The organism is Aeromonas sp. 600724 (assembly GCF_049175135.1).
Classification (GTDB): Bacteria; Pseudomonadota; Gammaproteobacteria; order Enterobacterales; family Aeromonadaceae; genus Aeromonas; species Aeromonas veronii_A.
Window position 1 is genome coordinate 24,272 of sequence record NZ_JAAKUM010000030.1, and the last position, 8,805, is coordinate 33,076.

Below are 8,805 nucleotides of genomic sequence, written 5' to 3' on the forward strand. Positions count from 1 at the left end.
GCCACGGAATTTAGCGGTTGAGGGGCTCGATGCTCTCGTGATGGAGCACGGCACCAAACCGCTGAACTAAAAACTGCACGTTGGGATCCTGCTCCAGATCCCGGGTCACCTGCTCGCGCACCCCGAGATAGAGGCGATGCTCGATCTCGAGGGGGGTCTCCTTGTCAGGCACCACACCGAGCGTTACCTCGACCTGCACCGGTTGACCCAGCGCTGGCCCGATGATCTCGGCCAGATCGGCGCGCGCCTTGTCGCTCACCAGATGGCGCTGCTCGGGCTTGAGGGTTAGCAGTACCTTGTCCCCTTCCCGCGTCATCACCGAGTTGATGGCCAGCTGGCGCAGCCGCCCTCCCACCTGAGTGTGAGCGATCAACTCGGCCCAAGGGTCGCCGCAACCATTGAGCAGCGAGGAGGGAATCAGACGGGTCGCCTCCCCCTCTTGCGGCTCGCTGTCGCTTTCGAGCTCATCCCAGTCGATGGTCTCCATCACCGGCTGAACGGGCTCATCCTGCGTCACAGGGGTAGCAGCCACCGCCGTGGTGGCAACGGGTGGCTGGGTCGCTGGGGCGGGCGTCACCGCAGGCGCCGCAGCGCTGCGCTCGCCGGGTCGATAGCTCGGCTGCCCGTCGAGATCCCAAGGTGGCAGATCGGTTGGCTGGGCCGGTGCCGTGACGGGGGCGTGACTCATTGCTGGAGCCTGCTCGGCAAAGCCCTGATTGAGGTACTCTTCGTATTCCCCGTTGTCACCCTGTGGCTCGTAGCCATCGCCATAGAAATCCACCGGCGGCAGATCATCATAGTGACCCATCGCCGCCATCCCCTGCCCGGCCGGTTGGCCGACCGGAGCTGGCTGTTGCGAGACGACCGGTGCAGCAGCGGGCGCGACAGGGCGAGCTGGCGCAACTGGTACTGCGCGCGGCGCAGGCGCCGCCGGGGCATCCTGACCTCGCTGGCGGCTGCGCAGCATATTTCGCTTGCCAAGCAGACTCTGCATGCTCGATACCGCTGAAACAGCTTCAGGTGCGCTAACCGGCGCGGTTGTCGGCTCTAGTGCGGGCTGGATGCTGGCAGTCGGCGACTCGCCACGGGAATAGTCCGTATCGGCTGCGTAAGGCGCTCGATCATCAGCATCGGCGGGTTGTTCGGCTGAGTGCGCTGGCACATCAGGCTGCACATGGGGTAACGCGGGCTCGGGTTGATACCCCATGCCTGCGGCTTCACGCAGCAGTTCATCCTGCTGGCTGAACAGCTCGACGGCTTGTGCCTCCTCCTCGCTATCGGCGGGGTTGCCGATGTCATCCACCATCGAAGGCAGGAAGACATCAACCGCGGGCACGGCACTGGTAGCAACAGGGCTGGCTAGCGGTGCAGGCACGGCGCCGCTGATCGGTGCCAGTGCGGCCGATTCAGCGGCCGGGCGCTTTCCCGGCAAAGAGGCAACCGAAGTAGCGCTGCTCGCCGCACCGCTCGTCATTGACGGGGGCAACGCGGTGAGGCTGGCCGGATGCAGGGCATCACACCTTGGGGAGAAGGCGAGCATCCGCAGGCAGGTCATCTCCAGCGCAGTGCGGCCATCGGGGGCCCAGGGCAGATCTTTACGGCCACCCAGCACGATCTGGTAGCAGAGCTGCACCTCTTCCGGGCTCATCGCCTTGGCCAGTTGCAGCAGGGAATCGGCATCCGCCCCCTGCTCCTGCACACTGGCAGGCAGCAGCTGCGCCATGGCGATGCGATGGAGCAAGCCTTCCAGCTCGGCGTGGAGCTGATCAAAATCGGGGCCCAGGGTGGCGATCTCGGTGATCTTGGCCATGGTCGCTGGCGCATCTTGCCGCAAAATGGCTTCCAGCAGCTGGTGCAGATGGCGGTGATCGAGCGTGCCCAGCATCGCCAGCACGCTGTCGAGGCGCACGCTACCATTGCCGTGGGCCAGCGCCTGATCGGTCAAGCTCAGGGCATCGCGCATACTGCCGTCAGCGGCTTTGGCCAGGGCCAGCAGCGCACGCGGTTCAAAGGGCTGCCCCTCCTGATCCAGCACCCATTCGAGCTGCTTGGCGATCTGGGTCTGATCCAGACTCTTCAGATGAAACTGCAGGCAGCGCGAGAGAATGGTAATGGGCAACTTCTGCGGATCCGTGGTGGCCAGCAGAAACTTCACATAGGGGGGCGGCTCTTCCAGGGTTTTCAGCAACGCGTTGAAGCTGTGGCGCGACAACATGTGCACTTCATCGATGAGGTAGACCTTGAAGCGGCCGCGGGCCGGACGGTACTGCACGTTGTCGAGCAGCTCGCGGGTATCTTCCACCTTGGTGCGGGACGCCGCGTCAATCTCCAGCAGGTCGACAAAGTTGCCCTGATCGATCTCGCGGCAGGTATCACAGACGCCGCATGGGTGGCTGCTGATCCCCTGTTCGCAGTTGAGGCTCTTGGCCAGAATACGGGCGATGGTGGTCTTGCCGACCCCGCGGGTACCGCTCAGCAGATAGGCGTGATGCAGCCGTCCCTGATCCAGGGCGTTGGTCAAGGCGGTCAGCACATGTTGCTGGCCTACCACTTGTTCAAACGTATGGGGGCGCCATTTACGCGCCAGAACCTGATAGCTCATAAATCCATCATGCAGGGAAGACAGGGCATTGAGGCCGGATGCTAACACAAATGGCGGGCTGGCTGTATCGGCTATCGGTGAGAGCGGGAGGGATCGCTTGATTTTCAAACCGATGCCCGCAGGGCACCGGTTCAATGCAGGCCCGATGCAGAGGATCGGGCCGAAGAGGCTTTACTCGCCGGCCAGCTCGACCAGTGAGACCACCTTGATGCCAGCGGCAGTCAGGCGGGCATCGCCGCCCAGAGACGGCAGGGAGATGATGAAGGCCGCATCGGCCACTTCACCACCGGCACGGCGGATCAGCTTGACGGTCGCATCGACGGTACCGCCGGTCGCCAGCAGATCGTCCACGACCAGCACCTTGTCACCGGGCACGATGGCATCGGTGTGCAGTTGCAGGGTGTCGGTGCCGTACTCGAGGGCATAGGACTCCTCGATCACTTCGCGCGGCAGCTTGCCCGGCTTGCGGACCGGCACGAAGCCCAGTCCCATGGCGAAAGCGACCGGTGCACCAAAGATGAAGCCGCGGGCTTCGGTGCCAACAATCTTGGTGATCCCTTGATCACGATAATGATTGGCGAGCAGATCGATGGTGGCCTTGAAGGCCTCGGCGTTCTCGATCAGGCTGGTGATGTCACGAAACAGAATGCCCGGCTTCGGATAGTCGGGAATGGTCTTGATGCTTGCTTCGATAAATTTCAGGGTTTCCGGATTCATGTGTTGACCGCTTATTTTTTTGACCCAGGGGTGGCCATTTTTTCTCAATTCCCTTCTGCGGGAAATAAAAAAGCCTGTCACGCAAAAATGACAGGCCGACTCCATAGCATTATTGCTGCAATAGCTTAGGGACTTCACTTCACCATTGCAACTGGCTCCAGCACTGGCAGACGCATTAACCAGGTGAGCAGGATCACCATTATGACAACCAGCAACCCCTTGACCCACAGCAGTGGCACCACCGCCAGTGACACCGAAAAGGTGAGCAAAATGAAGATAATGGCGCGCCGTCTGGCCTGACGACGAATGCCGCGATACTGCTGCCAATCCACGATGGGCGGGCCAAACCAGGGATGGGTCAGCAACCAGCGATGAAAACGGGGCGATGAGCGGGCAAACAGGGCGGCTGCCAGCAACATGAAGGGGGTAGTCGGCAAGAGCGGCAGCACAATGCCCACAATACCGGTGGCAAATGCCAGCCACCCGAGCGCCATCAGACACCAACGCTTCATTCCTTCTCCTTGCGTGATTTATCTCCCTCTAGCCTAACAGAGTTTGAGCGGGTGCTGACAGCGGGCCGCAACCCCACTACAATCTGCCCTCTTTTTTCTCCCCACTCTCGTCGGAAAGCCGTTATGCGCGTTATTTTGGCCCCCATGCAGGGGGTACTGGATCACCTGATGCGGGAGGTACTCACCTCCGTCAATGATTACGATCTCTGCGTGAGCGAGTTTATCCGGGTCGTCGATCAGCTGCTCCCCGCCAAGGTGTTCTACCGCCTCTGCCCTGAACTGCTGCAAGATGGCAAAACCCGCGCAGGCACCCCGGTGCGGGTGCAACTGCTGGGGCAACACCCCGAGTGGCTGGCCGAGAACGCCGTGCGCGCCATCGAGCTGGGCTCCCCCGGCGTCGATCTCAACTTCGGCTGTCCCGCCCCTACGGTCAACAAGAGCAAGGGCGGTGCGGTGCTGCTCAAAGAGCCCGAGACCATCTACCGCATCGTCAAGGCGGTGCGCGAGGCGGTGCCTGCCCATCTGCCGGTGAGCGCCAAAATTCGCCTCGGTTACGACGACAAGGATCTCTATCTGGAGAACGCTCAGGCGGTCTTCCAGGGGGGCGCCAACGAGCTGGCCGTTCATGCCCGCACCAAGCGCGAAGGCTACAAGGCCCCCGCCCACTGGGAGTATGTGGATGCCATTCGCCGCGCCCTGCCCATCCCCGTCACCGCCAACGGCGAGATTTGGGATCACAAAGATGCCCTCGCCTGCGCCAGGGTCTCGGGTTGCGATGCCCTGATGGTCGGGCGCGGCGCCATCTCCCTGCCCAATCTGGCCAACGTGATGAAAACCGGCTGCCCGCACATGAGCTGGGCCGAGGTGCTGCAGTTGATGGTGAGCTATACCGAGCAGGATCTGGACAGCGAAAAAGCCGACTACTACCCCAGCCGCATCAAACAGTGGTTCAGCTATCTCAAGCGGGAATATCCCGAAGCGGACCTGCTGTTTCAGGAGATCCGGGTGCTCAAAGAGACGGATCCGATCCGCGATGCCCTGCTGCAAGCAGCCAAAAGCCACAGCTAACCACGTTTAACTTGACGCATATCATCTTGATAAAGTTATCGGATCCCTATACTGCCCCGAATCTGTCGTCTGTCCTGTGGGGGATAATGTGTGTGAAATGACGCAAGCACAGTTGACTGTCTGGCGTAATCGCCTGCTGTCAGACTGGGCCCAAGTAAGAGAAACGCTGATCGGTCAGCTTAAAGCTTGCCGCCGTGACGAGTGGGCCGAACAGGTCGGTCACTGCGAGCAGGATCAACTGGTGGAACTGACCAGCCGGCTGGATCTGCCGAAGGTTGAGCAGAGCGTGGCTCGCCTCAAGCGGATCGATGCGGCACTCTGCCAGATGGATCTCGGCCTCTATGGCCTCTGCTCCGATTGTGAAGAGCCGCTTTCCATCGAACAGCTGGAACAGGATCCGACCCTGCAACGCTGCCCGCGCTGTGAAACCCGTTATCGCAAGGGATTCCACGCCCACGAACTGTGAGGGATGCACATCAGTGCATCCACTCACCCCTCTTCTCTACTGGTTAGTCCGTCATTCCTGTCCAATACTCAACCCTATCAGCCGATCCGGGGGGATAAGGTGTGTACAGAGTCTTGCTGATATGGTGTTTATGCTGCCAAGCAATAGCACAAGAGCCCCTGGTTGTAGGCTGGACAGAGTGGCAACCCTTCAGTTTTCGCGATAAGCAGCAACAGTTGCGGGGGCTGGACGTTGAGCTGGTCCACGCCATCTTCCAGCGAGCCGGTTATCAGGCCAGATTCAGTGAAATGCCCTGGGCTCGCGTGCTGCACGAGCTGAAATTCGGCACGGTTCAACTGTCCATGTCAGCCAATATCACCGCCGAGCGGCAGCAATATGCCCGCTTCAGCCACCCCTATCGGGAAGAGGAGACGGCCATCGTCATCCGTCGGCAAGATGCCGATCGCTGGCGCGGGATCAACACCCTGGAGCAGTTGATCAACACCCCTGACTTCCATATCGGGGTGCTCAAGGGCTTTGATTACGGCAATACCTTCCGCCAGTTGATGGCAAGGCCCGAGCTGCAGCCCCGTTTGCAGATGCGCCTGCGGCTGGATCAGTTGCTGAAGATGTTGCAAGGGGGTCGGATCCAGGGTTTTATTCTGGACCCCCACGGACTGCAGGAGTGGCAGGGTAAGGATGGCGTGCAGGACAAGCTGTATATTCTGCTGCATATCGAACAGACACCGGTTCACCTGATGCTGAGCAAAGAGAGCACCACAGAAGCGCAACTGCAGCGGATCAATCAGGCTATCGATAAATTGAAACAGAGTCCCGACTATCAGCAGATCCTCGATCGCTACCAGTTCAAATCCCTGCATTCACAGGAAAACACTCATAAGTAAGGGGAGTATCTGCTCCCCTTGCAGTCTCAAGCAAACCCAATCCTGTCTCAAACAGCCCTGGTTGCAACTTGCCAGGACGTTTTGGTCACCGATAACGTGATGGATTACTCCTGCCTGTCAGCGTCCCAGCACAATGTCGGCAAGGTGGGCGAAGTGGTGGATCTCGTGGGTCGCATCGCATTCCCCCGAGTGCCGCCTCGGGTTATACCAGCAGGTGGCCAATCCCTGTGACGCAGCCCCGGCAATATCAGTTTTCGGATTGTCCCCCACCATTAGCACTCTGGCCGGATCCGGCTTCCCCATCAGGGAGAGGGTGTACTGGAAAATAGCCGGCGCCGGCTTGGTCACCCGGATCTCGTCAGAGATCACCAGGGGCTCGAACCACTCGCTCCAGCCCAGTTTTCCAAGTCTGCCACGTTGGGGGACGCTGAAACCATTGGTGATGATCCCCATCCGCACCTTGCTGCGCAATTGCTGCAGGGTCTCGACCACCCCTTCGAGGGGCATGCTAAGGGCAATGATCTGCTCCAGAAAGGTATTGTTCATCGCCATGGGGTCGGCGGCAACTTGCTGGGCAAAGAGGGAGAAGCGGGTCTGCTGCAGCACTGTCGCATCGATCTCGCCATCGTTGTACTGCTGCCAGAGCTCATGGTTGATAGCATGGTACTGCGCCATGCTGGCGTCATCGGCCTCCACACCATAGATCTGCAGAGTTTGCACCAGTGCCTCGGCGACCGGGAAATCGAGCAGGGTTTCATCCAGATCGAACAGCACCCAGTCATAGCTTGGTTGTTTCACAGAAATCCTTTTATCAGTCAGATTATTCGGAAGCTGAGTGCCCCACTCGACCGAGTGGACCAGCCAGCAGATCCAGCGTGAGCCGCACACCAAAGCCGGTCACTTCGCTGGAGACCACCCCATTGCCCCCCTTGTTGCGAAAACCGCTCAGGTCGAAGTGCAGCCAGGGGGTCTGCTCGGGCACGAAGTAGGCGAGGAAACGAGCCGCATCAATGTGATCCGGCGAACTGCCTGGTGCACACTGCAACAGATCGGCCCACTCGCTCTCGATATTTTCATCGTAATCCTCATCGAGCGGAAAGGGCCAGACTCGTTCACCGCTGTGCTGACCCAGCTTGACCAGCGATGCCAGCCATTCGTGGCGATTGGTAAAGACGCCGCTATAGCGACTGCCCAGTGCCCGCTTGCAAGCGCCGGTCAGAGTCGCATAATCGATCAGCAGATCCGGGGTATCCTGCGCCGCCATCGTCAGAGTATCGGCCAGCACCATTCGTCCCTCCGCATCGGTATCCACCACTTCGATGGTGAGACCATTCATCGCTGTCACCACTTCACCCGGACGATAAGCCTGGGGACCGATATGATTCTCGGCAATCGCCAACCAGCAGTGAACCTCATAGGGCAGCTGAGCCCGACTGATGGCATAAAGGGTACCCAACGCCACCGCACTGCCCCCCATATCGAGATGCATGCCATACATGCTGCCGGAAACCTTGAGGTTATAGCCACCTGAGTCATGGCAGATCCCCTTGCCCACCAACGCAATGCGGCGTACCGGCTTGGACGGGTAGTAGCTGAGCTTGACCATGGCCCCCTGATTATCTTCCGAACCGCGGGCTACCGCCAAAAAAGCCCCCGCTCCCAGCTCGGCCAGCTGCGCCTGATCGTAGTGATGGCACTGCCAACCTTCATCCTGAGCCAGCTGGCTGACGAACTCGCGATAGCTGGCCGCAGTCAGCTCCGAGGCGGGTAACACCGCCAAATGACGAGCCAGCCCATTGCCCCCTGCTTCGCTGTAGATACGAGCGAGATCCAGCACTACAGCAGGTGAGACCGACACATGCTGATAGTTCCAGCCACTTTCGCTACGGCTTTTGCTGGTCGGCAACGGTAGATTGGCGGCCAACAGAGCCGACAACATCAATTCAGCCAGCATCACCCGCTCTGAGGGGGAGAACCCCTCCAGATGCAGCCCGAGCCGCTCTACCTTGAGCCCGGAGAGCGGGGCTATCCAACCTCTGACCTGCTTATAAAGACGGTGATCCCGCGTCAGATTGCCGGTCACCAATATGACCAGCAACAGGGTGGAACCATGCATCAGGGTGAAAGGTGCTTTTTGCCCAAGCGCCAACTGGGTGTTGATCCCCGACAGGGCCGGTAGCGACAGCAATGCCTCCTTTTGCTCTTCGGCGATCAGCAGCAGTTGCAATGGCAAGCCCTGTGAAAGGGTCTCGGTCAGCGTGGCATCCCGGCTTTCAATAGCAGGAGGAAGATAGGTAAAAGGAGTGATCACAGGCGCGTGCCTCATCCATGAAGAGATATCTGATGATACCTAACAAATGGTCGAGACGACCAGTTATGGTCTTGAAAAAGCGCAGGAAACAGCATTAATCGCCATCGGTTGCATACCCGATGGAGATATATTCAATGTAATGAGGGGGAAAAGAACAAAACTATCAGGAAGTTGGTTGCGGGGGCCGGATTTGAACCGACGACCTTCGGGTTATGAGCCCGACGAGCTACCGAGCTGCTCCACCC

General features: G+C 59.7%; 9 protein-coding genes. 4 read left to right on the forward strand and 5 right to left on the reverse strand.

Annotated features, from left to right (window positions below):
• Positions 1-10 precede the first annotated feature (10 nt).
• The 3 genes from dnaX to G5168_RS20410 form a co-directional block, all read right to left on the reverse strand.
• Positions 11-2,602, reverse strand: coding sequence for a DNA polymerase III subunit gamma/tau (gene dnaX / locus G5168_RS20400; protein ID WP_421252647.1), 2,592 nt, complete (start codon positions 2,600-2,602; stop codon positions 11-13).
• Positions 2,603-2,773: 171 nt separating this feature from the next.
• On the reverse strand, positions 2,774-3,319 hold the full coding sequence (gene apt, locus G5168_RS20405) for an adenine phosphoribosyltransferase (protein WP_005333447.1): 546 nt from the start codon (positions 3,317-3,319) through the stop codon (positions 2,774-2,776).
• Positions 3,320-3,453: 134 nt separating this feature from the next.
• A complete protein-coding gene (locus tag G5168_RS20410; protein WP_005352406.1) occupies positions 3,454-3,831 on the reverse strand; it encodes a YbaN family protein in 378 nt (125 codons plus the stop codon).
• Positions 3,832-3,954: 123 nt separating this feature from the next.
• Between G5168_RS20410 and dusC the strand changes: the two genes are divergently transcribed.
• From dusC to G5168_RS20425, 3 genes are all read left to right on the forward strand, one after another.
• Positions 3,955-4,899 (forward strand): tRNA dihydrouridine(16) synthase DusC, encoded by a 945-nt coding sequence (gene dusC / locus G5168_RS20415; RefSeq protein WP_227342739.1) that lies wholly within the window; start codon positions 3,955-3,957, stop codon positions 4,897-4,899.
• Positions 4,900-4,996: 97 nt separating this feature from the next.
• Complete coding sequence (locus G5168_RS20420) at positions 4,997-5,365, forward strand: TraR/DksA family transcriptional regulator (RefSeq protein ID WP_005333451.1); 369 nt, start codon at positions 4,997-4,999, stop codon at positions 5,363-5,365.
• A 158-nt stretch (positions 5,366-5,523) separates the two neighbouring features.
• Positions 5,524-6,249, forward strand: a complete 726-nt coding sequence (locus G5168_RS20425) for a substrate-binding periplasmic protein (protein ID WP_421252650.1) — start codon at positions 5,524-5,526, stop codon at positions 6,247-6,249.
• A gap of 117 nt (positions 6,250-6,366) precedes the next feature.
• Here G5168_RS20425 and yjjG read toward each other — a convergent pair whose 3' ends face one another.
• Both yjjG and G5168_RS20435 read right to left on the reverse strand, forming a co-directional pair.
• A complete protein-coding gene (yjjG, locus tag G5168_RS20430) occupies positions 6,367-7,047 on the reverse strand; it encodes a pyrimidine 5'-nucleotidase (RefSeq protein ID WP_421252648.1) in 681 nt (226 codons plus the stop codon).
• Between the two features lie 22 nt (positions 7,048-7,069).
• Positions 7,070-8,560 carry a M17 family metallopeptidase gene (locus tag G5168_RS20435; RefSeq protein ID WP_421252649.1) on the reverse strand — a complete coding sequence of 497 codons (1,491 nt, stop codon included), beginning with the start codon at positions 8,558-8,560 and terminating at the stop codon, positions 7,070-7,072.
• A 46-nt stretch (positions 8,561-8,606) separates the two neighbouring features.
• Between G5168_RS20435 and G5168_RS20440 the strand changes: the two genes are divergently transcribed.
• Positions 8,607-8,805, forward strand: a 199-nt coding sequence (locus G5168_RS20440; RefSeq protein ID WP_421236390.1) for a hypothetical protein, incomplete at its 3' end; no start/stop codon positions are given.